Source organism: Tenacibaculum amylolyticum, from assembly GCF_964511145.1.
Classification (GTDB): domain Bacteria; phylum Bacteroidota; class Bacteroidia; order Flavobacteriales; family Flavobacteriaceae; genus Polaribacter; species Polaribacter amylolyticum.
The window spans coordinates 352,320-375,310 of sequence record NZ_CAZEFZ010000063.1; the positions used below are offsets into that span (position 1 = coordinate 352,320).

The following is a 22,991-nucleotide window of genomic DNA, read 5'->3' on the forward strand; positions in this document are numbered from 1 at the left end:
TATCAAGGAAAAGAAAGAGAAGTTAGTTATATATTTGTTTACCTAGTAACTTTAAATTAATAAAAAAGTAAAAGAAAACAGTAAATATCTTTACTTGTTTCTTGAATATTATCTATCTATAAAATAATGAACTTAGGATTACAACATAAAAACGCATTAGTTTGCGGAAGCACACAAGGAATAGGGAAAGCTTCGGCAATACAATTAGCAGCAGAAGGAGCCAATGTGACTTTAGTAGCTCGTAATGAAGAGAAATTGAAAGCTGTTTTAGCAGAGCTGCCAAATGAAAATCAATTGCATTCATACATTGTTGCAGATTTTACCAACCCATTAGATTTAAAAGAGAAATTAGTAGCTTCAGGAAGTAAATTTCATGTGCTAATTAATAATACGGGAGGACCAGCTGGAGGACCAGTTTTTAATGCACAATTAGATGAGTTTGAACGAGCATTTACCATGCATTTAAAATGTAATCATGTATTGGTACAAGCAGTTGTTCCATTTATGAAAACAGAAGGGTATGGACGTATAATCAATGTAATTTCTACGTCTGTAAAACAGCCTTTAGATGGATTAGGAGTTTCTAATACCATTCGTGGAGCAGTTGCAAATTGGTCTAAAACAATGGCAAATGAATTAGGGCAGTTTGGAATTACGGTAAATAATGTATTACCAGGCGCAACAGCCACAGAGCGTCTAAATGAAATTATCAATAACAAAGCGAAAAAGACAGGTAAATCTGTGGAAGAAGTTTCAGAAATAATGAAAAATGCTTCTCCAGCAAAACGTTTTGCACAACCAGAAGAAGTAGCAAATGCCGTGGTGTTTTTAGCTAGTGAAAGAGCTAGCTTTATCAATGGTATTAATGTGCCTGTAGACGGAGGAAGAACAAAATCTTTATAAGTCTTGATCTTTGCTTTTCTATACTGAGTCTATCGAAGTATTTTTATCAAGAAAAATATAAGGAGAGTATTTTTTTATGCCAAATATAAGATTAGCATTGTATATATTTTTAGTTCAAGTAAGATTAAAGTTACATAGAATGTTTTAGTAACTTTATAAAATCTATACGCGATACCCTAACCTAAAATAGAGAAAAATGAATTTAGTACAGCCTATAAACTTTCAGAAATGGATAGACGAACATCGTCATTTATTAAAACCACCAGTAGGAAATAAACAAGTGTGGGACAATGGAGAATATATTGTAATGGTAGTAGGAGGACCAAACAATCGTAAAGATTACCATTACAACGAAACACCAGAATTCTTTTATCAAATAGAAGGAGATATGGTGCTAAAAATAATAGATGATAAAGGAGCGATGGTAGATGTAGAAATTAATGAAGGAGATATTTATTTATTACCTGCTAAAGTACCACATTCACCTCAAAGAAAAGAAAATACTGTAGGATTGGTAATCGAATATCCGCGTGCAGAAGGTATGCTAGATGCGTTAGAATGGTATTGCGAAAACTGCGGAAGTCCGTTATATAGAGAAGAATTTGCATTAGATAATATTGAAACAGATATGCCTATCATTTTTGATAAATATTATTCAGACAAAGAAAAATGTACCTGTATGAATTGTGGTACTGTAATGCAAGCACCTTAAAAATAGTACAGCGACATGATAGAAGAAGCTAAAAAGAGTTTCGAAAAACAAGGTTTTATGCACACGCTAGGAGCCGAAATTATTCATATAGATAAAGGTATTCTAAAAATACGTTGTAAAAAGAAAGATAGTTTAACACAACAACATGGTTTCTTTCATGCAGGAGTATTAACAAGTCTTATGGATACTGCTTGTGGATATGCAGCATTAACTACTATGCCAAAAGGATCAGATGTATTATCTGTAGAATTTAAAACTAATTTAATGCGTGCTGCAAAAGTAAATACTATTATTGCCACAGGAACAGTTGTAAAAACTGGGAAAACTTTAGTGTTTTGTGAAGGTAAAATTACAGATGAAAAAGAAGAAACCATTTTTGCTACCTTACAAGGAACTATGATTTGCTTAAAAAACTAACAATTAATGAAACGTAAACTACGTATAAACGGACATTCACATTTACTACCTTATCCAGAGGAAATTCCTCAATTTATGAAAGATAAAGGTATCTTTTGGGTAGATAAAGACAAAAAATTCATGCTACAAAAAAACTGGAAACGTCCTGTTACGGATTCTAGTTTCTTCTTAAATGAAAAGTTAGCATGGATGGAACATTTTAAAATAGACCATGCTGTTGTATTAAACCTATCGCAGTTATACGGAAATGGTTTACGTTTGGAAGAAATGAAACAAGCGTTGCGTTTTCAAAATGATTTTAATGCACGTGTGCAACAAGATCATCCAAGTAAATTTACTTGCGGATTTGTAGTACACCCAGGATTTGTTAGAGGAGCCTGTTGGGAAATAGAGCGTTGTGTAGAAGAATTAGGAATGCGTTTATTGTGTTTACCTACACACTATATGGATACTATTGGAACCTGGCGTTGTATTTTTGATGAAGAAAATGAACCTATTTTCGAGTTAGCAAACAAATACAATTTAGCAGTAGAAATACATCCTTATGATGGAGAAAAATTTATCAAACTAGAAAATACAAGCTGGCGTTTTCATCTAATTTGGATGTTAGCGCAATGTGCAGATGCCTATCACTTTTTAACATTAAATGGTTATTATCATAAGTATCCTAACATGCGAATTTGTTTTGCACATGGAGGACAACTAGCACAAATGAATTTAGGAAGAAGAATACAAGGATTCGATGGACGACCTGATTTATTTGAAGGAAAAGAACATCCAAGAAAAGCAGTTGGACATGAAAATATTTTCTTCGATACTTTAGTGCATGATACGGGTTCGTTAGACTTGCTAATAAAGAATCAAGGAGCAAAGCAAATATTAATTGGATTAGATGACCCATATCCATTAGGAGAAATGGAAAGTGATAAACAATCTTCATACCCAGGAAAAATCTTAGACTTGGCAATTGATAGAGAAATTATTAGCGATCAAGAAAAAGATGAAATGTGGGAAGACAATGTATTGCAATGGTTGTTTGGAGATAATGAAGAAGCAAAAAAAGAATTAGTGAATAAGATTATAAGCTAGTGAAGAAATATATGACATTCTTTTTATTGTTTACGGTGTTGTTTTCTTGTCAAGAAAAAAAGAGCGAACATTGGAAAGAGAAAATAAATAAGCTGAAGGAAGAAATAGTAAAAAAAGATAGTCTCATTAAAGCATATGAGTATAAAGAAATAGATATTCCTGAGGTTGAATCTATAGATGAGGCTAATAATAAAACGAAGAAACAGTTACAAACTTTAGGAGTAGTTGATAAACAAGTTTTAATAGATACTATAGAACTAAAACCTCTTGTGGTATTTGAAAGAGAGGTAAAGTTAACAAAATTAGAAGAAGGACTATCAGTAGAAGATTTAGGAAGTATTAGTGAATTTAGAGAAGAAATAGGTTATAAAGTATTTTCTATATGTAATGGAGATTCGTTACCACTAGAGGTGTGTAATTGTACACATAATATTTATGTAGCTATAGAACCTGAAGAGCTAGGAGAACCTTTTGAATTATTAAAAATAGGGCCGTTTTACAATGTTAAACTAGACTCTTTAGAAAGAAAAGAAGAAGGGGATATACTATTAACTTTTGAACATGGAGAACTTCCAAGAAAAGTTCTGCAAGTTAATTTATCGACAATGAAATTCTTATAATAGCTTATCTAGTACTAATGAATCAACTAACACAGTTTTACAATCTATCGCATATCTTTATTTCATTTATTGGAGCAATACTGTTATTTGCTATTTATTATAATATTCAAAAGCGTTTTAAACAAGTATTAGAAGAAGGCGCTTTATTTAAAAGAATAGATAAAGGTTTGTTGTATTTTGGGTTTGGAATGTTAGTTTGGGTCGTTTCTGGAAGTATTGCATACTCTGTGAATTATTATCAACAACAAGAAACACTTTGGTATCAACTAACCGTAAATCTAGTTTCCACATTAAATAATTTATTCTGGTTATTAGCATTGTATTATGTAAATGAAGCTCCAAGTTTTATTTATAGAAATGAGAAAAATGTCCGTTTAATTAGTGGTGTAATAGTTTTAACGGCTATACTAACTATTGCAGCTACATTTTTGGTAGGAAATAAAACAATACATGGAATTAAGTTAATTGCAATTCCAGATGTATTATTAACTACATTTTTATGCGTATTAATGGGAGTTTCTTTTTACAGAACTTTTATGCTACGCGGACTACGATTAGTAGCTTATATTGCTATCATTGCTATCTTTTTATTGTTTGTTTCGCAATTATCAGATTTGTTTGTGCATCTAGGAACAGACTTTACAAACCAACTAATTAGAATAGTTGCAAAGACGTCATTGGTTTCTGTGTTTTTAGTATTAGGAACAAGTTGGGTAATTCAGTTGGCAAATACACCAAAGCCAAACGAAATTCAAATACAGTTTTTAGATTGGTCATTATTGAAGTTAACCATTCCTTCAAAAGGAATTTATAACCAAAAAGTTGATTTTGGTTCTAAAACTACGCAGTATAAAAATTTACTGTTATTTGCATACAGAAGAAAATATAAAGAAGCATTAGAACAAAGTATTGTGGTAAACTCAGGAGGAGAAATAAAAAGTCAAACCTACCTTACCAGAATAATAGATAATATTAATGCTATTTTAAGTTTAGAAGAAGAAAGTAAATTGGAAAGAAAAGATCTTATCACTTTTATAGGAGAAAGTAAATATCGCTTACGAATACTTCCAGAACATATTAGTATAGATGAAGCTTTGTTAGCAGAGTTTAAAAGAGATTACTAATATGAATCCTTAGATTATACCATGTCAACGTCATTACGAAGAAGTGAAACGACTGAAGTAATCTAAATCTTTTTATCTAATAAATTAATTACCTTACTTTAAAACATTTTGACACACTCCAAGTAAAGAAAAAACTTCTTACTAACAAAATTCTAATTATTACAACTCTTTCAATTCTCTTTCAGCATAAGAACTTTCATCTTTTATATTTGATTCTTTTATCATTTAAAATTACTACCTAAGTATGCCCTGAGCATACCCTGAGGAACTCGAAGGGACACACAAAAAGAGAAAAAAAGCCTAAATACCTTGTCTCATTTAGTGTCTCAAGAGTGCTATAAGATGTAAAACAAGACAAAAAATAAACAAAATTAGTAAACAATGATACTACATAAGCATTCCTGTAAGAATTAAATAACAAGCTTTCTTTTTGTAAAACAATGTCTTAATAACTGTCTCAAAAAGGTGATATGTCTCAAAAAATTGTTTTTAAGACAACATGTACTTTTAAGTATAAAACTCTGAAAATAGATTTGTAGGAGAATTTTAAACATAAAAAAATGACAAATATTTTTAGAAAATCCCCGAAATTAGTAGCAACAGCATTATTTGCTACAGCATTAGTTTTTACTTCATGTCAAAAAAATGAAGAATTAATTGATACTCCTGTTGAACAAAATAGCTTTGACGGTTTTAATTCACAAGCGAGAACAAGTAATCAAGAAGGCTTTCATTATGGTTTTCCAATAATTAATGTTGGTAATCAACAAATAATTGATATTTACGAAGGAAATAACAGAAATGCAGATTTAACTCCTGTTAATTTACCTAACTTTTCAAAAGTAAAGACAATACGTTATGATTTAGATAATGCTATTACAGATAACAGTCCTGGTGCTGAAGCTCATAACTGGATACCTGTTATATCTCAAGTAATGAGGACTTATGAAAACGCTTTAGCTGATCTTGATGTAAAGTTTGTTTATTCTCCTGGTGCTTCTGATATAGATTTAATCTTTTCTTATTTTAATTCTGGTGAATTTTCTCCTGTTTCAGGTCGTTTTCCAGATAGCAATGGTTCAGTTGGTAGAATTATCAATATTAATCCATTAGGAGCTGCATATCTTAATCAAAGTAACTTAAAACAAAGTAAGTTCAATTTTATGTTACGTGCTTTTGGACAAATATTAGGTTTTTCTCCTACAAGTGCAGAATGTGAACTTAGCTTTATGACTTCTAGTGTTAATGCTATTACAAACTCTACTAGGTCAAGTAAAACATTGACTAGCGAAGAGAGTCTTAGTTTAGCTAAAAGATTAAAGCTTTTGTATGTTTATGATAACCTTAGCTCTTTCAATGTTCCTCCATTTGTTAGTTTTTCAGATACTATTGTTACCAGAGGGTATCAAAGCTGTCCTGATGCTAGAGATTCAAGTACAGTTGATACAGCTCTTAATGATGCAGAAGTTTTATATAACAGAGCTTTTAACATTCAATAAAATAAAAGCTGTTTATAAAGAGGCTGTATAAAAAGTCAGCCTCTTTTTTTATTCGGGCAAGATATCTGAGAAAAATTCTCTAAACACGAGATTCTTAAAGAGTTTATTTTCTTTTTAAACAATGAATTATAATGAAAAAAAATAAAATAGTAACTATAACATTTGGTATTGCTTTAATTTTTTCATCATGTCAAAAAAATGATGAATTGATTGATATACCGCAAAATAATACCAAAACGATCCAAAATATTACTGGATGCAGTTTAGGTAATCATACAGCTTCCAAAAACGCATCACAATCTAGAGTAAATGGAACGAGAACATTCTATGGTTTTCCTTATATAACATCTAGTGATGGAATTGAGTATCCTGATGCTTTTAGTGACTTGCTAGGAGCTCCACCGCAACATAGACCTAGGTTTTCTGATCTTAAAAATATTAAGGTTGCCATTGACAGAAATATGAGTTTTGAGTGGACGTTAACGATTCAAAAGGCCATTAATACTTGGAATAACTTATTTCCTGAATATTTACATTTTTCATATGCTATAGTAACTCCTGACCCTAATGTGGGAAAAGATTCAAGATATGATATTATCTTTACAAACTTTAATGATTACAATATTAGAACTGCTGCAGCTGCTAGATTTCCAGATTCAGATAGAAAAGTTGGACGCTTAATTAATATAAACCCCCTTATGTTAACAGTCCCAACCTCAAGGTTTGCTCATGCACTTCTGGTTCATGAAATAGGACATACATTGGGGTTATCTCATGGTTCTAGTGGAATAAGAGATGGTCTACAAATTATGAATCCTGATGTAGGCTCAGTGATTCGAAATAACCCTAATTGGGATGATTTTTCAGATATAGATAAAGCAAAACTTATTGGTACTCTTAAAAGTTTAGTTATTCAAGATAATGAAAGTATTGACTTTGATGTATTTTCAGCAGCTGGAGTACTTCCTCCTGAATTTCCTTTTGCCTTAGGGATTTTTAATGCATTAAAGAATAAAGAGTTATATAATGAAGGGTTAAGAGATAGAGATGCTAATGGAGCACCTGCTACAAACTATTCTCAATACGCTAATGATCTATTTGACTATGCTGTAGCTAACAAACTAGTAAACTTAAACTAAATCATAGTAAATAGTTGTTTTATCTTTTTATAATAAGATAAATTCATAACAAAAGGCTATCTAGAAAGTAATTTTTAGACAGTCTTTTTTTATGGTTGAAATTATAGTCTTAATTTTTAAGAAACCCTTTTGTAAGATATACTTCTTAGGTTTCTTATTTCATTTATATAACAAATAATTATAATGATTAATATATAGCGTATTGGTAGAAGATTGAAGACTTGAATCTGCTTTTTAATTATCCGTTTTTTTTAAAGATCTTTTATTTTCATAAAAGTAGTATTATTCGTACCTAATTTAACTATTACTATTCTTTGTTACCAATAAGTACCCTTGCTTTACATATTATAAATTTCCTGAAATAATTTTATATAAGTCTAGTGGAATATTTACTAAGAAATTAGAAATGCTTGTCCCAAAATTCGTTTTTTGAGACAGATAACATGTTCTTTTTAATAGAAAATATTCTAATAATTATAACTTGTAATGGAATTAGAACTACTATGTATAATTAGTTTGATAATTCTAAAATTTTACTATTAAAAAAGCCACTCTTTTAAAGAGTGGCTTTTCATACTAATTTATTACTAAATATTGTATACTTTTAAAGTAAGCTTTATAGTATTGGTACTACTGAAATCTAACGATAAACTTTGTTAAAATTTGATGATTGAGCAACGTCGAAATTAGGTGATTGAATATTATTGAAATTTGATGATTGAGCAGTGTCGAAATCAAAATACTTGTTTTACTAACTTGATATTTTATTCTAAATCTTTAAGTCTATAATCAGTAGGGCTACAATGCATTTCTTGTTTAAAAACTCTATAAAATGTACTCCTAGATTTAAAACCTACTTCTGCACTCAAAGCTTCCATGGTATAGTGCTTAAAATTCGTATCATGTAATAAAGAAATAAGCTCTTGTATTCTTAGTTTATTAATATAGGATTTAAAGCTTTCTTTTTTAATAGAATGAATAGCATCTAATATTTTTTGCGGAGCAATGTTGGTTGCACTAGAAATATCGTATAGCATTAATTCACTGTTTTTATAAGCTTTACTATTTTGTAAATAAGCATGTGTTATAATAAATACATTATGTAAATCTTCTTGCTTCTCTTGGTTGAGTGCTACAGTACTATGTTTTTCAATATGATTGTGAATCGGCTTTTGAGCATTTCCTTTAACTAATAAAAGAATCGTTTTTCTTGGATTCTCTCCTTGAAAAATAAACCAATAGAGTAATGATGCAATTACAATACTTATAAACAAATTGTAATAAATAATATGTTGATTAAAGCTTAACAATATTGGATATAAGAGAATAACCAATAAACGAATAGTAAGTTGTACAAGGTATACAATTTTCTTCCTTTTTTCTAGGAATGTAATGGTAGGTTTAATTTTTTCAAAATGATAATTGACTAGTTGAATGATCTTAATTAGTAAGAATGTATTTACAATAATTCCAAATAAATAGGAAAACCTACAAAACTGTTTTGAAAGTTTAGGTTCTGTCAATTGATTTTCTATATAGGAGCAAAGAAATATTAAAACAAATAGATTCCCAAAAAGTAATAAACTATAATGTCTTCTTTTAATTGGAAGTTTTAGAACCTGTCTTATATGAAAATAAAAAAATGGAATAGCTAAAAAAAGTAAATGAGTTAAAAAATGTAGGTTTAGTGTAGTGTTTATTTTAATACCTAACATTTGAAAAAATGCAGTAGCACTGGGTAATGAAATTACAATTATAAAAAAGCCTAAAAAGAATGTAGGCTTAAAGTCATTTTTAGTGAAAATAAATCGTAATCCAAAAATAAATGCTTGTGTAAAGATTAGACTATTAATGATATAGGTGAGTTTTTCTAGAGGCATCGAGGGGGGAATTTGAAGGTCAAAATTAGTTATTTTGTTGTTTTTTTAAAAGAAAGTTAACTAGTAGTAGGTTAATTTTCAATTAAAGATTCCTTTGTTTCTGTTAGTTTGTTTTTAGTATCTGTAAAATGGTGTTTTTTTTCAGTTAAAGTGTTTTTGTTTTTTAACTGTATTCATATGAAATATTTTATAGAGGTTGTCTCAATACATTTAAGACAAAGAATGAGGTGGTGGTAATGTGTTGTTGGTTAAGTGTTTAAATTGTGCTTTAGGCTTATGTTGTCTCAAAATTATTTTTTGAGACAACATAAATAGTTATTCAACTTGTATTAATTCATAGGTTTGCACCAAGTAATTACACAAAGAAGAAAAGATTAGCTATTCTAAATTAAAAATTAATTAAAAAAATAAAGTAAATGTTATATTTCAAAAAGATTTTATGTGTTAGTTTGTTAACTCTTTCGTTAGTATCTTGTAATGATGAATTAGATAATACTTTTAGTCAAGAGCCTAAACAAATTAAAGAATCTAATTTATACAAAAGACCTCTTTCAATAGAAGAATTAGTTTCATTAGCAGGAAGCCAATTATCAGCATTGTTTAATGATTCTGGACAAATTTCAAAAGGTAGACCTGTAAGGTTAAGTTCTGTTTTTGAAAAGTATGAACCTAATAGTTTAACGAACCTCATAGTTGGCCCTCTTGAACATCTTTCTCGTGAATCAACAATTGCGCATACAAACGCAGATGATAATGCATGGGCTGAAATTGATTTAGAAGGATTAGCAACTGTTGAACAAGTTATAATATATAATAGGTATGATTGTTGTAAAGATAGGTTAGGGAATTATAATCTTATATACGCATCACAGCGTTTAGATGTATCAAAATCTATAGCTAATATAGAAAGCCAACCAGGGTATCAGAATAGATTTTATACTAATTATAATTCAAGTTCTACTGATGATGGTGGTTTTATTAATCAGTATGATGGTCTTATTAATAGATTAACCAAAACCGTTCAAAATGTTAGATATGTTTATGTTAGACAGGATGCATTAAATACACCTTTAAACCTAACAGAAGTTATTGTTAAGGGTAGCTATGAGTAACATTCACTGAGTATTAGGAAATATCCTCTACTTATTAAAAGCGGAGGATATAAACATTTCTAAGAGTTATAATTTTTGTAACCATGTTCTTCTTGGGTGTTATAATTAGAAAAAGAATAATATATAAGTATGACCTTATTTGTTTATTAATAGAAACGATGTTACAAAAACTCACAAACCTTATTTTTTGTTACAAATTGCTACAAGTTTTCAATAAGTAATAGCTGAAAATTAGATTCGCTGAAATTATTTAAACATGAAAACATTTTCAGTAACTTCCGATATTTTCGGACACCCAAGAGGATTACTATATTTATTTTTTGCAGAACTATGGGAACGTTTTTCCTTTTATGGTATGCGCGCCTTATTAGTTTTATACATGACTAAGCATTTACTGTTTTCAGATGAAATGTCATTTGGTATTTACGCAGCTTACATGTCTTTAGTATATGTAACACCACTTTTAGGAGGAATGTTAGCTGATAAAATATTAGGTTTTAGAAAAGCCATTATATTAGGTGGTGTTTTAATGGCGTTAGGACACTTCTTTTTAACGTTTGAACATCCAATGTTCTTCTATAGTTCCTTGGCATTTATTATTGTTGGAAATGGCTTTTTCAAGCCCAATATATCCTCTTTTGTAGGGAAATTATACAAAGATGGAGATACAAGAAGAGACGCAGGTTTTACTATTTTTTACATGGGAATAAATATTGGTGGAGCCGTGGCGCCTTTATTATGTGCATGGTTGGCCGAGGTATATGGTTGGCATTATGGTTTTGTACTGGCTGGTATAGGAATGTTATTAGGATTACTAGTCTTTAAAAATGGATTGAATAGAAAAGTATTTGAAGAACATGGAGTAGTACCTAATGAAAATATATACAATGAGAAAAAATGGGGGATTACTAGAGGGAGATTAGTGGTTTTAGGAGCTTTTTTAGCAGTACCAATTTTTGCTATTATTGTATGTTTTCATCAGTTCGAACATTATTTAGTTTGGGTAGTAACCTCTTTTTTATTGTTGTATTTGATATACATATTAAAACAAGTAACGAAGCAAGAAAGACAAAAACTATTTGTTGCCGTGTATTTTACAGCGCTCTATACATTGTTTTCAGCAATTTTTGAGCAAGCAGGAAGTTCTTTAACATTGTTTGCAGATAGAAGTGTGAATTTAATAGGATTAAATGCTGCACAAACAAACAGTATTAATTCTGGTTTTATCATCTTATTAGCCATTCCTTTTTCTATGTTATGGACATTCTTAAATAGAATTAATAAAAACCCGAATTCTGCCATAAAGTTTGGGTTAGGAGTCTTCTTTTTAGGGCTTGGGTTTATTGTTTTTGGATTATCTGCACAACAAGTAGATGAATTTGCTAAAACCCCTATGTTTTATTTAATTCTAGGAACATTTATTTATACAGTGGGAGAATTATTTTTATCGCCAATTGGTTTATCTAAAATGACAGAGCTTTCTCCAGTTAAATATGTAGCTTTTATTATGGGAGTATGGTTTTCTGCCAATTTTTACGGACATTTTTTTGCAGGAAAAATAGCAAAGTTAACTACAGTGTCTGGAGATGGATTAGGTGTTTTTTCTGAAGGGATTTTTGGAGAGATTACCACAATGATTTCAGGATTATCTACAGCAACTATTTCACAAAAAGGAATGTTGTTTCAACAATTATATTCTTATGTTTCTGTATATGCAAACTTTGGAGTAATTACTGCCAGTATTGGAATATTAGTAATACTGTTTTCAACTCCAATAAAAAGATTAATGAATGGAGTACATTAATTAAATTTAGAAGGAAATAATTATTAGAAATAGATTTTTGTTAGTTTTCTAGATATTCCATAAAAATAAAACCAAGGGACTTAGGTCCCTTGTAGTACAAGAATCTTTTAATTCGCGTACTGTAAAGACATACGTGTAATTTTACCATCCTCATTCCACCAATAAGAATAATGAACCACCCAACTAAGCCAATTCACTTCTGTTTTGGCAAAACCTTCACTTTGTTCTAAAATTCTTCTATGATTAAAGGTTTCCCCATTTGGAATAACTTCATTTAATGCCCATTGACGAACATTATCACGTCCAACAATTTCTCTACTTACGTCTAGTATAGTAATATCATCTGCAAAAGCATCCATATATGTATCTATATTTTTACTGTTTGCACCTCTTTGGTACGCTTGTATTGCTATAGGTAAATCGGTATTGTTATCATCAATAACTGTGTTTTCTTCAGAATCATTAGTATTACTACAAGCCACAAACATAACGGCAAGAAGAAACCAAAATTTATTTTTTAATAAGGTAATCATAATAAAAAGTTTTATATTAAAAATTATGATATAAAAGTATAGCTAAGCTTATCGTTACTATTTATGAAATCAAATAAAGAAGTATAAAAAACAAAGAATTTTGTTATAAAAGAAGGAATCATTTAAGTAAAGAGATTGCTTCTCTTGTACCTTGCTCGCAATGACGTAATATTGATTATTCTGAACAACTACCTGCAAGATTCCTGAGGAACTCGAAGGAATACTCGAAGTAAAGTGAAGAATTTATTATGCAGAAAATTCTTTCAAATGCAATAGATCCTTCGTTTCACTCAGAATGACATTTTTGCTTTTGATTCTTAATTCGTCTATCATTCTGAACGATTGCTAAATTAAGAGGAATAAAAAAACCTTAGAATCATAATCTAAGGTTTTGTAATTATATTGTAAAAGTGAATTGCTTACTCAAATGTAGAAACAGCATTAATAGCTACTTCACTCCATGTTTTAGAAACTCCGTCTTCTCCTTTGTGTAAATCTTTACAAGCAACATTTAAAGAATCTACAGCGCTTTGTGCGTTCCATTTTAACACATCCATAGTCGTATTCATTGTAAATACTTTGTCTTGGATGGTATATGAGAAAGGTAATTTTTGAGTAACACCATTCATGGTTAACTCAGCAGTACCAATACTATCATTGTCAATTAATAATTTTCCAGTTAATGAGATAGTATTATCCATTACACCAAAGAAGAATTTTTGAATTTTAAAGTTTCTACTAGCATCTTTAGTTTCAATACCACTTACAGGAATTTTAAACTCAGCACCATTAATGGCTTCTTTTACAGAATTTCCTTCACCACCGTTAATTACTTCTATTTTCTTAAAAATTCCTTTTACAGGCACTTTTGCAGTTGTTTTATAAGCAGTAAACTCAACCGCATTTTTTGCATTTTTTAAAGAATAAGGAGCAGCTTTTTCAGTAGTTGCTGGTACAGCAGGAGCTGCTTCTTCTTTTTTCGCTTCCGATTTACAAGAAGTCAGTTGAAATGCAATTGCGCATACACTAAAAATGGTTAAGAATTTTCTCATTATGAATTATTTTAAGGTTGTATTAACTAGTTTAATATAATTTTTTTTGGCTTCTTCTACACTCATTCCTTTTAGCTGTACCCAAGCATTAAATTTAAAAGCATTTCTTAAATCATCATTATCAGAAGAATTTAAAAAATTATCTCCTTTTGTAGCTTGTTTGTAATAAGCATAAAGCCTTAAAAGCACATCGGGAGCAATCTTTTGTTTTGTGTTAGTTGCTATTTCAAATGCTTCTTTAAATGCTATGTCAAGATCGGATTCCATGTTACATTAAATAATGTACATACAAATATACGAAGGGTGCAAGGAAAAACAAGCTATCTAATCGATCTAAAAGTCCTCCATGACCTGGCATTATAGTACCACTATCCTTTACATTTGCCTGACGTTTAAACTTACTTTCAATAAGATCACCATAAGTACCTAATATTGATGTAATAATGGCTATGATAATCCAATTGGTTACAGATAAGAAGTTAGAATATATTCCAATAACTAATCCAGTAATAATTGAAAATAACAAGCCTCCTATAAAACCTTCTATCGTTTTCTTAGGCGAAATACGTTCAAAAAGCTTACGTTTTCCGAAATTTTTACCAATGATATAAGCAAAACTATCGTTAGCCCAAATAATCAAAATAACATAAATGATAAGTTTAGGTTGATATTCGCCATCTATAAACGGTAAAAAAGCAAGGAAAAAGAAAGCAAGAATTATGTAATTGATAATGATAAAAAACTTTGTAATTTGTCTATAGCCTACAAAGTTTTTCGAATATAAATCAATAATTAAATATACCGAATGTAATGAGCAAACCACTAATAGGTAAATTACTTTTTCAAAACTCAATACATCATAATAATTAAGAAGTATAGTGGTAATAAATACGCCAATGAATACCCATGAACCTTTGGTATCTATTATTCTAGTAAATTCCCATAAAGAAATACTACCAAATATGGCAATCAATGCAATGTAGGTCTCCGGAGAAAAAACAATTGCAAAAATAAATAGTGCAGCGTATACTAGTCCAGAAATGGCTCTAACTAAAAAATTACTCATATGTTACAGATCTTCAAATAATAACAGATATAAATTTTTTGAATTATTATTTCCATAATTCAAAAAATCATCAGTTGTATCGGTTATAGAATAATTTTTAACAGAACTAATATTTGTAGGAATGTTTCCTTTAAAATTTGTTTTAATACCTGTTAAGCCTTCTCCAATGTTTTTTACTAATTGACTTGTGGTTGCATATACAATAAAGTTCTCAGATAGTACAGGAAGCTTATGACTTCCTAGTTGATTAGATGAAAACAAGATTTCGCCAGAATTGGCAATTAAATGCTCACAAGAGGTAAAAAAAGGCAATTCTTTTTTTAATGTACTTTGTGTAGTAATATCTAATTTCTTGGTTAATTGTAATAAATCTACATCATTACAAATAATGTGTTTCCAATTATTTTCAGCAATAATCCTTTGAAGATTATTAAGAACTTCATCTATTTTAGTGCAGTATAAAAACTTACCGCCTTTATTAATAAAATGATGCACAAAAGAATCATCAAGAGATAACGCTACCGGCTGCTGCCTAATAAGGTTATCTCTTTCAGACTCTTTATTATTAAATAACTTTCTTAAAAAGTTCATTAAAAAGTTACTGTATTTACTGTTTTTAACTTATATCGAATGCTCCAGTTTCTTGTTCAGAAGAAGTGTCTTCTTCTTTATCATCTTTTTCAAAAGGTCTTTTTCCAAAGATTTCAATTAAATCATCTTTAAAGATAACCTCTTTTTCTAAAAGTTTTTGCGCTAAAACATCTAATTTGTCTCTATTTTGATCTAGAATTTCAATTGCTCTGATGTATTGTCCTTCAATGATTTTTGAAATTTCTTCATCAATAACCTTTGCAGTTTCTTCACTATAAGGCTTTACAAAAGAATCATTTCCAGAAGAATCGTAATAGGTAACATTACCAACTTCTTCATTTAAACCATATACTGTAACCATGGCTCTTGCTTGTTTTGTAACTTTTTCTAAGTCACTTAAAGCACCTGTAGAAATTTTATCAAAGATTAATTTTTCTGCAGCTCTACCACCCATAGTAGCACACATTTCGTCTAGCATTTGCTCCGTTTGAACAATTTTACGTTCTTCCGGTAAATACCAAGCAGCTCCTAACGATTGTCCTCTAGGTACAATTGTAACTTTTACTAAAGGAGCAGCATATTTTAACATCCAGCTAACAGTAGCATGTCCTGCTTCATGATAAGCAATTACTTTCTTTTCTTTAGGAGTAATTACTTTATTCTTCTTTTCTAAACCACCTACAATTCTATCAACAGCATCTAAGAAATCCTGATGATGGATTGCAGTTTTGTTGTTTCTAGCAGCAATTAAAGCAGCCTCGTTACATAAGTTAGCAATATCTGCACCTGAGAAACCAGGTGTTTGCTGTGCTAAGAATTCTAAGTTTACATCATCTGCTAATTTTAAAGGCTTAATATGCACTTCAAAAATTTCTCTACGCTCATGTAAATCTGGCAAATCAACATAAATTTGTCTGTCAAATCTACCAGCACGCATTAAGGCTTTATCTAAGATTTCGGCACGGTTTGTAGCGGCTAATACAATTACATTAGATTCGGTACCAAAACCGTCCATTTCTGTTAATAATTGGTTTAAGGTATTCTCACGTTCATCATTACCACCAGTCATACTATTCTTACCTCTTGCACGACCAATTGCATCGATCTCATCAATAAAAATAATTGAAGGAGACTTTTGCTTTGCTTGTTTAAATAAATCACGTACACGAGAAGCTCCAACTCCAACAAACATTTCTACAAAATCTGAACCAGATAAAGAGAAGAATGGTACACCAGCTTCACCTGCAACGGCTTTTGCTAATAATGTCTTACCTGTTCCTGGAGGTCCTACTAATAAAGCTCCTTTAGGGATTTTACCTCCTAATTTTGTGTATTTCTCCGGGTTTTTTAAGAAATCTACAATTTCTTGTACTTCTTCTTTAGCACCTTCTAAACCAGCTACATTTTTAAAAGTAGTTTTAACCTTTGTATTCTCATCAAAAAGTTTAGCACGAGATTTTCCAATATTGAAAATTTGTCCGCCACCACCAGCGCCACCACCAGCTCCAGACATTCTTCTCATGAAAAATAACCAGATTAAAATAAGTACGATAAAAGGTAAAATACTTATAATAGTTTCAAAGAAGCTTGTCTTTTCTTCATGATCGTAATCTAAGCTAAGATTATATTCTTCTTTGGCTTTGTTAAGCTTGTTTTCAAAATTCTGTAAATCACCAAAATTATACTCATAAACGGGAGCCCCTTTTCTATAAAAAGCAGATTTTTTAATCTTTTCATACTTTTCTTTATTCTCTAAGGCATCCTTTTTAATGTAAATTTCAGCAACAGAATTATTAATAATCATTACTTTTTCAATGTCATTTTCTTTTAAAATTTCATTGAATTGGTTACTAGAAATTCTTTTAGAAGCAAAACTTCCTGAACTAAAAAAATGAAGAGTAACGAAAAATAATATAATTGGCACGTAAATCCAATAAGAATTTAGCGTGAATTTAGGATTGTTTTTTTTCTTTTCGCTCATAAGTAAATTGGAAAATTATTAGATTAAGCAGGGTTTATCTCTGTTATTTTAGCATCTCCCCAAAGACTCTCAATATCATAATAATCGCGAACATGTTGTTGAAAAATATGAACGACAACATTCACATAATCCATTAAAACCCACTCAGAGTTTCCTTGTCCTTCTATATTAAAAGGTTTGTCTCTTAGTTCCTTACTAACTACTTTCTGTACAGAACCCGAAATCGCGTTAACTTGTGTATTAGAGTTCCCTGTGCAAATTACGAAATAATCACATACCGTATTATCAATCTCTCTTAAATCTAAAAGTTGAATATTATCACCTTTAACATCATCAATTCCTTTAATAATTGTTGCAATTAATTCGTCTGTACTTGCTTGTGTTTTTGTCATTAAAAAATTTTAATTTTTAGCAAAGTTATTATTTTTTTGCGAGTAATTTATGTATTATTAAAACGAGTTAACATCCATAATTTACATATGAGAATAATCAAACTCAATGCCATTGAATCTACGAACTCTTTTTTGAAAGATTTGTCAGTAAATTCTTCTTTAGAAGACTTCACCGTTGTTATTACAGATGAGCAAACATCAGGTAGAGGTCAAATGCATACGAAATGGGTATCCGAAGCTGGAAAAAACTTGATGTTTAGTGTCTTTGCGAAGTTTTATGATTTCGATATTTTAAACCAAACATATTTGAATTTTGCAGTTGCTATTGCTGTTTTTGAAGCTATAAACAAGTTGAAAATACCAAAATTGGCAGTAAAGTGGCCTAACGACATTCTGGCAGAGAAAAAGAAGATTTGCGGTATTTTAATTGAAAATAATTTAAAAGGAAAATATATAGATACTGCTATTATTGGAATAGGAATTAATGTCAATCAAGAAAGTTTTCCAACATCTTTACCAGATGCATCTTCTATTAAGATGATTCTGAATGAAGAAATAGAGTTAGAAAATTTATTGAAAGAGGTGTTAGAGCAGTTAAAAATTTACACAGATATTCTAAAAGGAAAAGATTTCAAGTTTTTAGAAGAAAAATATTTAAGTATACTCTATAAAAAAAACACTCCTTGTATGTTTAAAGATGCAAAGAATGTTTTGTTTATGGGTAAAATAATTGGAGTAAACACAACAAATGGAAAACTCCAAATAGAATTAAGCGACGAAACGATTAAAGAATTTGCTTTAAAAGAAGTTTCATTTGCTTAACTTATAATTTTTCTAAATTCTCAGTTAAAGTATTAATGAAGTTTGTTAATGGTTTTTTTACCATCATAGCCATCATTGGATTAAAGCTACTCTCAAATTTTAATTGAACTTTACTTTCACTGTCAGAAACAGCTTCTATATTTGCAGCTAAAGTAAATGGTAATTTACTACTAGCAGCACCTAAAGTTACATTAGAGAATTCTGTTTTTTCTTTCATTACTAATCTAATTTCAGGCATTCCTTTTAATCCAAATATAAATGACTCACCATCCACTTCAAATTTTTCAGTGTTTTCTGGCATTAATACTTTAAAATTTTCTAGTTGAATTAAAAAGTTATATAAATCTTCTTGTGATTTTTTTACAGTAATACTGTTTCCGTCAATATTCATTGTAGCGTTATTTTAGTCTTATTTGTGTTTTCTTATTGTTTCCACTGGCTAGGGTTAAGTCTCCAGCTTTCAAGTGTGAACAATTCTTTTTCGGTAATATAATTACTTTCTAAAGCTTGTTCTAGTAACGTTTCATAATTACTTAATGTTGTAAAGTCAAGATTAAATTCGTCAAAAGTTGTTTGAGCTATATCAAAACCATACGTAAAAATAGCAACCATACCTTTTACAGTAGCATTGGCTTCTTTTAAAGCTTTAATAGCATTCAAACTACTTTTACCAGTACTAATTAAATCTTCTACAACTACAACATTCTGACCACTTTCTAAAAAACCTTCAATTTGATTTTTACGTCCATGTTTTTTAGGTTCTGGCCTTACATAAACAAAAGGTACTCCTAATTCTTGTGCAACCAAAACACCTATAGCAATGGCACCAGTAGCCACTCCTGCTATAACATCAGGCTTTCCATATTTATCCTCTACTAATTTTGCTATTTTCTCTTTTAAAAAATTACGAACAGGAGGATAAGAAAGTGTTACTCTGTTATCGCAATAGATTGGAGATTTCCAGCCAGAAGCCCATGTAAATGGATCATTTGGATTTAATTTAATGGCTTTAATCTGTAAAAGAAGTTCAGCGGTTTTTTTTGCAGTATCTTTGTTTAAAATCATAGCGCAAATGTATAAAGTTTTTGTGAATGATAGACCTATAATATTCACTTCTTCTTTTACTAAAGAAGAAGACTACCCGTTATTAAATGTCAAAAATATTACAATTAATAACGTTATCAAACAGGTAAAAACAGGAAAATTAAAAGGGGTTTTATTGTACTCCGACAATTTACAAAATTATTGGGAGTTTTTTTGTGAAAAATATAACCTAATAGAGGCAGGAGGAGGCTTGGTTGTAAATGAAAAAGAAGAATTGTTATTTATTTACAGAGGAAATAAATGGGATTTACCCAAAGGAAGAGTGGAAAAAGGAGAAGAAATTGAAGAAACTGCTATTCGGGAAGTAGAAGAAGAATGTGGAATAAAAGATGTTTACATAAAACATTTTTTAGTAAACACATATCATTTTTATATAGAAGAAGGAAAAATGCGCTTGAAAAAATTACATTGGTATTTAATGTACACAAAATATAATGGTGAATTAAAGCCATTAAAAAGTGAAGGCATAAAAAAAGCCATGTTTGTAAAAGAGGAAGAACTTCATACAATACTTCAGAATACATACATAAATGTAGAAACAGTATACAATAGATATCGTAGCTTAAAATAATAAGGTAAAGATTTTAGATCTAAATTTATTAAGAGATAAAAAGGAAACTTGTACAATTAGTCATATTTATGACTCCTTAACTGAAGATAAAAGCCCAAAACTGTCAGCTTGTCATTGCAAAACATTAAAAACTGTCAAAAAAAAAGGAAAAAACCGTTGGCACGACCTTTGACATTTCATACTCGTAAAAAATTAGAATAAAAAACAAAAATAGATAATAAAGTTATGAGTAAAATTATAGGAATAGATTTAGGGACTACCAACTCTTGTGTTTCAGTTATGGAAGGTAATGAGCCAGTAGTAATTCCTAATTCAGAGGGAAAAAGAACAACACCTTCTGTTGTTGCTTTCGTTGAAGGAGGAGAGCGTAAAGTAGGAGACCCTGCAAAGCGTCAAGCAGTAACAAACCCAACTAAAACAGTATATTCAATTAAGCGTTTTATGGGGAACAAATATTCTGAGTCACAAAGAGAAGCAGAAAGAGTTCCTTATGAAGTAGTAAAAGGAGATAATGACACACCACGTGTAAAGATAGATGACCGTTTGTATACACCACAAGAAATCTCTGCTATGGTGTTACAAAAAATGAAGAAAACTGCAGAAGATTATTTAGGACAAGATGTTGCAGAAGCAGTAATTACAGTACCAGCTTACTTTAACGATGCGCAACGTCAAGCAACTAAAGAAGCAGGAGAAATTGCAGGATTAAATGTTCGTCGTATCATCAACGAGCCAACAGCTGCAGCATTAGCTTACGGTTTAGATAAGGCAGATTCAGATAAGAAAATCGTTGTATTCGACTTTGGTGGAGGTACGCATGATGTTTCTATCTTAGAATTAGGAGATGGAGTATTTGAAGTATTAGCTACAGATGGAGATACACACTTAGGAGGAGACGATGTTGATGAGAAAATTATCAACTGGTTAGCTGAAGAGTTTAAAGCTGAAGAAAACATGGATTTACGTCAAGATCCAATGGCTTTACAACGTTTAAAAGAAGCGGCAGAAAAAGCTAAAATAGAATTATCAAGTACTACTTCTACAGAGATTAATTTACCATATATTACAGCTACTGCTAGTGGACCAAAACACTTAGTGCGTTCATTAACAAGAGCAAAATTCGAGCAGTTAATCGACGATTTAGTAAAGAGAACTATTGAGCCTTGTCAAACAGCTTTAAAGAATGCAGATTTAAGTACTTCAGATATTGACGAAGTAATCTTAGTAGGAGGTTCTACACGTATTCCAGCTATTCAAGAAGCAGTAGAAAAGTTCTTTGGAAAAGCACCAAGTAAAGGTGTAAACCCAGATGAGGTAGTTTCTTTAGGAGCTGCAATTCAAGGTGGAGTATTAACAGGAGATGTTAAAGACGTATTATTATTAGATGTAACTCCATTATCGTTAGGAATTGAAACAATGGGGAATGTATTTACTAAATTAATTGAAGCAAATACAACAATTCCAACTAAAAAGTCGCAAGTATTCTCTACAGCGGTAGATAATCAGCCTTCAGTAGATATTCACGTATTACAAGGAGAGAGAGCAATGGCTGCAGATAACAAAACAATTGGACGTTTCCAATTAGCAGACATTCCACCAGCACCAAGAGGTGTACCTCAAATTGAAGTAACGTTTGATATTGATGCGAACGGAATCATCAATGTATCGGCTGCAGATAAAGCAACTGGTAAAAAACAAGATATTCGTATTGAAGCTTCTTCTGGATTAACAGATGAAGAAATTCAAAAGATGAAAGCTGATGCTGAAGCGAATGCTGAAGCAGATGCTAAAGCAAAAGAAGTTGCAGAGAAAATTAATGGAGCTGACTCTATGATTTTCCAAACAGAAAAGCAATTAAAAGAGTTTGGAGATAAATTATCTGCTGATAAAAAAGCACCAATTGAGTCTGCTTTAGAAGAGTTAAAGAAAGCTCACGAAAGTAAAGACTTAGCTCAAATAGATGCTGCAATGGAGAAAATTAATGAAGCATGGAAAGCTGCTTCTGAAGAGATGTATGCTGCACAACAACAAGCAGGAGGAGCTGCAGGAGCGCAAGCAGATGCTGGAGCTGGAGCTGGTGCTGCAGGAGCAGAAGGAAATGATAATGTTGAAGATGTAGATTTCGAAGAAGTAAAATAATTTGAAATTTAGGAGGATCGTTCTAAGGTAAATTAGACGATCATATAAAAACTAAGCCAGTGAATTTAATTCACTGGCTTTTTTGTTGTATTGCTATATAGTAAAGTATGTTTTAGAAACTGTTGTACTCGATTCACAAACTTGTTCGGTATCGAGCAATTAGGTTAATGTATTTATGTAAAGTAAAATACATATAAATGAAAGTATTAAAAATAACTGGGCTTAATATTGGGGTTAAAAAAATGGTGGTTTTTGATATAGAAGGAAAAGAAATAGTTAGTTTCTCATTGAAAGGCAAAAAAATAACCGAAATTAAACTTCCGCCCCTAAAGTCAGGAGCTTACATTATACGCTTAAAAACAACAGATGGAGCCAGTATACGAAGAGAAATAATGATTGAGTAATTATTATTTGAAACTCAAAAGCACAATAAATGTATTT

At 30.5% G+C, this 22,991-nt stretch carries 24 protein-coding genes; 14 read left to right on the top strand and 10 right to left on the bottom strand.

Annotated features, from left to right (window positions below; translation table 11 throughout):
• Nucleotides 1-126: 126 nt before the first annotated feature.
• From ACKTTC_RS14635 to ACKTTC_RS14670, 8 genes are all read left to right on the top strand, one after another.
• A complete protein-coding gene (locus ACKTTC_RS14635; RefSeq protein WP_408040587.1) occupies nucleotides 127-903 on the top strand; it encodes an SDR family oxidoreductase in 777 nt (258 codons plus the stop codon).
• 196 nt (nucleotides 904-1,099) lie between these two features.
• Nucleotides 1,100-1,615, top strand: a complete 516-nt coding sequence (locus ACKTTC_RS14640) for a 3-hydroxyanthranilate 3,4-dioxygenase (RefSeq protein WP_408040588.1) — start codon at nucleotides 1,100-1,102, stop codon at nucleotides 1,613-1,615.
• Between the two features lie 15 nt (nucleotides 1,616-1,630).
• Entirely contained in the window at nucleotides 1,631-2,032 is a 402-nt protein-coding gene (locus ACKTTC_RS14645; RefSeq protein ID WP_408040589.1) for a PaaI family thioesterase, read from the top strand.
• 6 nt (nucleotides 2,033-2,038) lie between these two features.
• Entirely contained in the window at nucleotides 2,039-3,121 is a 1,083-nt protein-coding gene (locus ACKTTC_RS14650) for an amidohydrolase family protein (RefSeq protein WP_408040590.1), read from the top strand.
• Complete coding sequence (locus ACKTTC_RS14655; protein WP_408040591.1) at nucleotides 3,121-3,741, top strand: hypothetical protein; 621 nt, start codon at nucleotides 3,121-3,123, stop codon at nucleotides 3,739-3,741. The genes ACKTTC_RS14650 and ACKTTC_RS14655 overlap by 1 nt, the downstream gene beginning before the upstream one ends.
• A gap of 17 nt (nucleotides 3,742-3,758) precedes the next feature.
• A complete protein-coding gene (locus tag ACKTTC_RS14660) occupies nucleotides 3,759-4,865 on the top strand; it encodes a hypothetical protein (RefSeq protein ID WP_408040592.1) in 1,107 nt (368 codons plus the stop codon).
• A 560-nt stretch (nucleotides 4,866-5,425) separates the two neighbouring features.
• Entirely contained in the window at nucleotides 5,426-6,364 is a 939-nt protein-coding gene (locus ACKTTC_RS14665; RefSeq protein WP_408040593.1) for a hypothetical protein, read from the top strand.
• 131 nt (nucleotides 6,365-6,495) lie between these two features.
• Nucleotides 6,496-7,503, top strand: a complete 1,008-nt coding sequence (locus ACKTTC_RS14670; RefSeq protein WP_408040594.1) for a zinc metalloprotease — start codon at nucleotides 6,496-6,498, stop codon at nucleotides 7,501-7,503.
• A 764-nt stretch (nucleotides 7,504-8,267) separates the two neighbouring features.
• On the opposite strand, the gene ACKTTC_RS14675 is transcribed toward ACKTTC_RS14670, so the two are convergent.
• Nucleotides 8,268-9,383, bottom strand: a complete 1,116-nt coding sequence (locus ACKTTC_RS14675) for a helix-turn-helix domain-containing protein (RefSeq protein WP_408040595.1) — start codon at nucleotides 9,381-9,383, stop codon at nucleotides 8,268-8,270.
• A 416-nt stretch (nucleotides 9,384-9,799) separates the two neighbouring features.
• Here ACKTTC_RS14675 and ACKTTC_RS14680 point away from each other — a divergent pair, with 416 nt between their 5' ends.
• Both ACKTTC_RS14680 and ACKTTC_RS14685 read left to right on the top strand, forming a co-directional pair.
• A complete protein-coding gene (locus ACKTTC_RS14680) occupies nucleotides 9,800-10,495 on the top strand; it encodes a galactose-binding domain-containing protein (RefSeq protein ID WP_408040596.1) in 696 nt (231 codons plus the stop codon).
• Between the two features lie 256 nt (nucleotides 10,496-10,751).
• Nucleotides 10,752-12,299, top strand: coding sequence for a peptide MFS transporter (locus tag ACKTTC_RS14685; protein WP_408040597.1), 1,548 nt, complete (start codon nucleotides 10,752-10,754; stop codon nucleotides 12,297-12,299).
• Nucleotides 12,300-12,406: 107 nt separating this feature from the next.
• Here the strand turns inward: ACKTTC_RS14685 and ACKTTC_RS14690 are convergent, their stop codons facing one another.
• From ACKTTC_RS14690 to rsfS, 7 genes are all read right to left on the bottom strand, one after another.
• On the bottom strand, nucleotides 12,407-12,832 hold the full coding sequence (locus ACKTTC_RS14690; RefSeq protein ID WP_408040598.1) for a nuclear transport factor 2-like protein: 426 nt from the start codon (nucleotides 12,830-12,832) through the stop codon (nucleotides 12,407-12,409).
• Nucleotides 12,833-13,251: 419 nt separating this feature from the next.
• Complete coding sequence (locus tag ACKTTC_RS14695) at nucleotides 13,252-13,884, bottom strand: YceI family protein (protein ID WP_408040599.1); 633 nt, start codon at nucleotides 13,882-13,884, stop codon at nucleotides 13,252-13,254.
• A 6-nt stretch (nucleotides 13,885-13,890) separates the two neighbouring features.
• A complete protein-coding gene (locus ACKTTC_RS14700; RefSeq protein WP_408040600.1) occupies nucleotides 13,891-14,151 on the bottom strand; it encodes an acyl-CoA-binding protein in 261 nt (86 codons plus the stop codon).
• 1 nt (nucleotide 14,152) lies between these two features.
• Complete coding sequence (locus ACKTTC_RS14705; RefSeq protein WP_408040601.1) at nucleotides 14,153-14,950, bottom strand: phosphatidate cytidylyltransferase; 798 nt, start codon at nucleotides 14,948-14,950, stop codon at nucleotides 14,153-14,155.
• A gap of 3 nt (nucleotides 14,951-14,953) precedes the next feature.
• Nucleotides 14,954-15,541 carry an LUD domain-containing protein gene (locus ACKTTC_RS14710; protein WP_408040602.1) on the bottom strand — a complete coding sequence of 196 codons (588 nt, stop codon included), beginning with the start codon at nucleotides 15,539-15,541 and terminating at the stop codon, nucleotides 14,954-14,956.
• A gap of 25 nt (nucleotides 15,542-15,566) precedes the next feature.
• The gene (gene ftsH / locus ACKTTC_RS14715; protein WP_408040603.1) at nucleotides 15,567-17,522 is read right to left on the bottom strand and encodes an ATP-dependent zinc metalloprotease FtsH; all 1,956 of its coding nucleotides are present in this window, start codon (nucleotides 17,520-17,522) and stop codon (nucleotides 15,567-15,569) included.
• A 23-nt stretch (nucleotides 17,523-17,545) separates the two neighbouring features.
• A complete protein-coding gene (rsfS, locus tag ACKTTC_RS14720; protein ID WP_408040604.1) occupies nucleotides 17,546-17,914 on the bottom strand; it encodes a ribosome silencing factor in 369 nt (122 codons plus the stop codon).
• An 87-nt stretch (nucleotides 17,915-18,001) separates the two neighbouring features.
• Here rsfS and ACKTTC_RS14725 point away from each other — a divergent pair, with 87 nt between their 5' ends.
• Nucleotides 18,002-18,736, top strand: coding sequence for a biotin--[acetyl-CoA-carboxylase] ligase (locus tag ACKTTC_RS14725; protein ID WP_408040605.1), 735 nt, complete (start codon nucleotides 18,002-18,004; stop codon nucleotides 18,734-18,736).
• Between the two features lies 1 nt (nucleotide 18,737).
• On the opposite strand, the gene ACKTTC_RS14730 is transcribed toward ACKTTC_RS14725, so the two are convergent.
• Together ACKTTC_RS14730 and pyrE are read right to left on the bottom strand one after the other, a co-directional pair.
• Nucleotides 18,738-19,127 (bottom strand): SRPBCC family protein, encoded by a 390-nt coding sequence (locus ACKTTC_RS14730; protein ID WP_408040606.1) that lies wholly within the window; start codon nucleotides 19,125-19,127, stop codon nucleotides 18,738-18,740.
• 32 nt (nucleotides 19,128-19,159) lie between these two features.
• Complete coding sequence (pyrE, locus tag ACKTTC_RS14735; protein WP_408040607.1) at nucleotides 19,160-19,801, bottom strand: orotate phosphoribosyltransferase; 642 nt, start codon at nucleotides 19,799-19,801, stop codon at nucleotides 19,160-19,162.
• Nucleotides 19,802-19,808: 7 nt separating this feature from the next.
• On the opposite strand from pyrE, the gene ACKTTC_RS14740 reads away from it, so the two are divergent.
• From ACKTTC_RS14740 to ACKTTC_RS14750, 3 genes are all read left to right on the top strand, one after another.
• Nucleotides 19,809-20,411, top strand: a complete 603-nt coding sequence (locus ACKTTC_RS14740) for an NUDIX hydrolase (RefSeq protein WP_408040608.1) — start codon at nucleotides 19,809-19,811, stop codon at nucleotides 20,409-20,411.
• Nucleotides 20,412-20,636: 225 nt separating this feature from the next.
• The gene (dnaK, locus tag ACKTTC_RS14745; protein ID WP_408040609.1) at nucleotides 20,637-22,550 is read left to right on the top strand and encodes a molecular chaperone DnaK; all 1,914 of its coding nucleotides are present in this window, start codon (nucleotides 20,637-20,639) and stop codon (nucleotides 22,548-22,550) included.
• A 197-nt stretch (nucleotides 22,551-22,747) separates the two neighbouring features.
• Complete coding sequence (locus ACKTTC_RS14750; protein ID WP_408040610.1) at nucleotides 22,748-22,954, top strand: T9SS type A sorting domain-containing protein; 207 nt, start codon at nucleotides 22,748-22,750, stop codon at nucleotides 22,952-22,954.
• The last annotated feature ends 37 nt before the right edge of the window (nucleotides 22,955-22,991 follow it).

Coding starts and splice junctions, on each gene's coding strand:
- ACKTTC_RS14635 (WP_408040587.1), top strand. CDS start 127: ATGAACTTAGGATTACAACATAAAAACGCATTAGTTTGCGGAAGCACA.
- ACKTTC_RS14640 (WP_408040588.1), top strand. CDS start 1,100: ATGAATTTAGTACAGCCTATAAACTTTCAGAAATGGATAGACGAACAT.
- ACKTTC_RS14645 (WP_408040589.1), top strand. CDS start 1,631: ATGATAGAAGAAGCTAAAAAGAGTTTCGAAAAACAAGGTTTTATGCAC.
- ACKTTC_RS14650 (WP_408040590.1), top strand. CDS start 2,039: ATGAAACGTAAACTACGTATAAACGGACATTCACATTTACTACCTTAT.
- ACKTTC_RS14660 (WP_408040592.1), top strand. CDS start 3,759: ATGAATCAACTAACACAGTTTTACAATCTATCGCATATCTTTATTTCA.
- ACKTTC_RS14665 (WP_408040593.1), top strand. CDS start 5,426: ATGACAAATATTTTTAGAAAATCCCCGAAATTAGTAGCAACAGCATTA.
- ACKTTC_RS14670 (WP_408040594.1), top strand. CDS start 6,496: ATGAAAAAAAATAAAATAGTAACTATAACATTTGGTATTGCTTTAATT.
- ACKTTC_RS14675 (WP_408040595.1), bottom strand. CDS start 9,383: ATGCCTCTAGAAAAACTCACCTATATCATTAATAGTCTAATCTTTACA.
- ACKTTC_RS14680 (WP_408040596.1), top strand. CDS start 9,800: ATGTTATATTTCAAAAAGATTTTATGTGTTAGTTTGTTAACTCTTTCG.
- ACKTTC_RS14685 (WP_408040597.1), top strand. CDS start 10,752: ATGAAAACATTTTCAGTAACTTCCGATATTTTCGGACACCCAAGAGGA.
- ACKTTC_RS14690 (WP_408040598.1), bottom strand. CDS start 12,832: ATGATTACCTTATTAAAAAATAAATTTTGGTTTCTTCTTGCCGTTATG.
- ACKTTC_RS14695 (WP_408040599.1), bottom strand. CDS start 13,884: ATGAGAAAATTCTTAACCATTTTTAGTGTATGCGCAATTGCATTTCAA.
- ACKTTC_RS14700 (WP_408040600.1), bottom strand. CDS start 14,151: ATGGAATCCGATCTTGACATAGCATTTAAAGAAGCATTTGAAATAGCA.
- ACKTTC_RS14705 (WP_408040601.1), bottom strand. CDS start 14,950: ATGAGTAATTTTTTAGTTAGAGCCATTTCTGGACTAGTATACGCTGCA.
- ACKTTC_RS14710 (WP_408040602.1), bottom strand. CDS start 15,541: ATGAACTTTTTAAGAAAGTTATTTAATAATAAAGAGTCTGAAAGAGAT.
- ftsH (WP_408040603.1), bottom strand. CDS start 17,522: ATGAGCGAAAAGAAAAAAAACAATCCTAAATTCACGCTAAATTCTTAT.
- rsfS (WP_408040604.1), bottom strand. CDS start 17,914: ATGACAAAAACACAAGCAAGTACAGACGAATTAATTGCAACAATTATT.
- ACKTTC_RS14725 (WP_408040605.1), top strand. CDS start 18,002: ATGAGAATAATCAAACTCAATGCCATTGAATCTACGAACTCTTTTTTG.
- ACKTTC_RS14730 (WP_408040606.1), bottom strand. CDS start 19,127: ATGAATATTGACGGAAACAGTATTACTGTAAAAAAATCACAAGAAGAT.
- pyrE (WP_408040607.1), bottom strand. CDS start 19,801: ATGATTTTAAACAAAGATACTGCAAAAAAAACCGCTGAACTTCTTTTA.
- ACKTTC_RS14740 (WP_408040608.1), top strand. CDS start 19,809: ATGTATAAAGTTTTTGTGAATGATAGACCTATAATATTCACTTCTTCT.
- dnaK (WP_408040609.1), top strand. CDS start 20,637: ATGAGTAAAATTATAGGAATAGATTTAGGGACTACCAACTCTTGTGTT.
- ACKTTC_RS14750 (WP_408040610.1), top strand. CDS start 22,748: ATGAAAGTATTAAAAATAACTGGGCTTAATATTGGGGTTAAAAAAATG.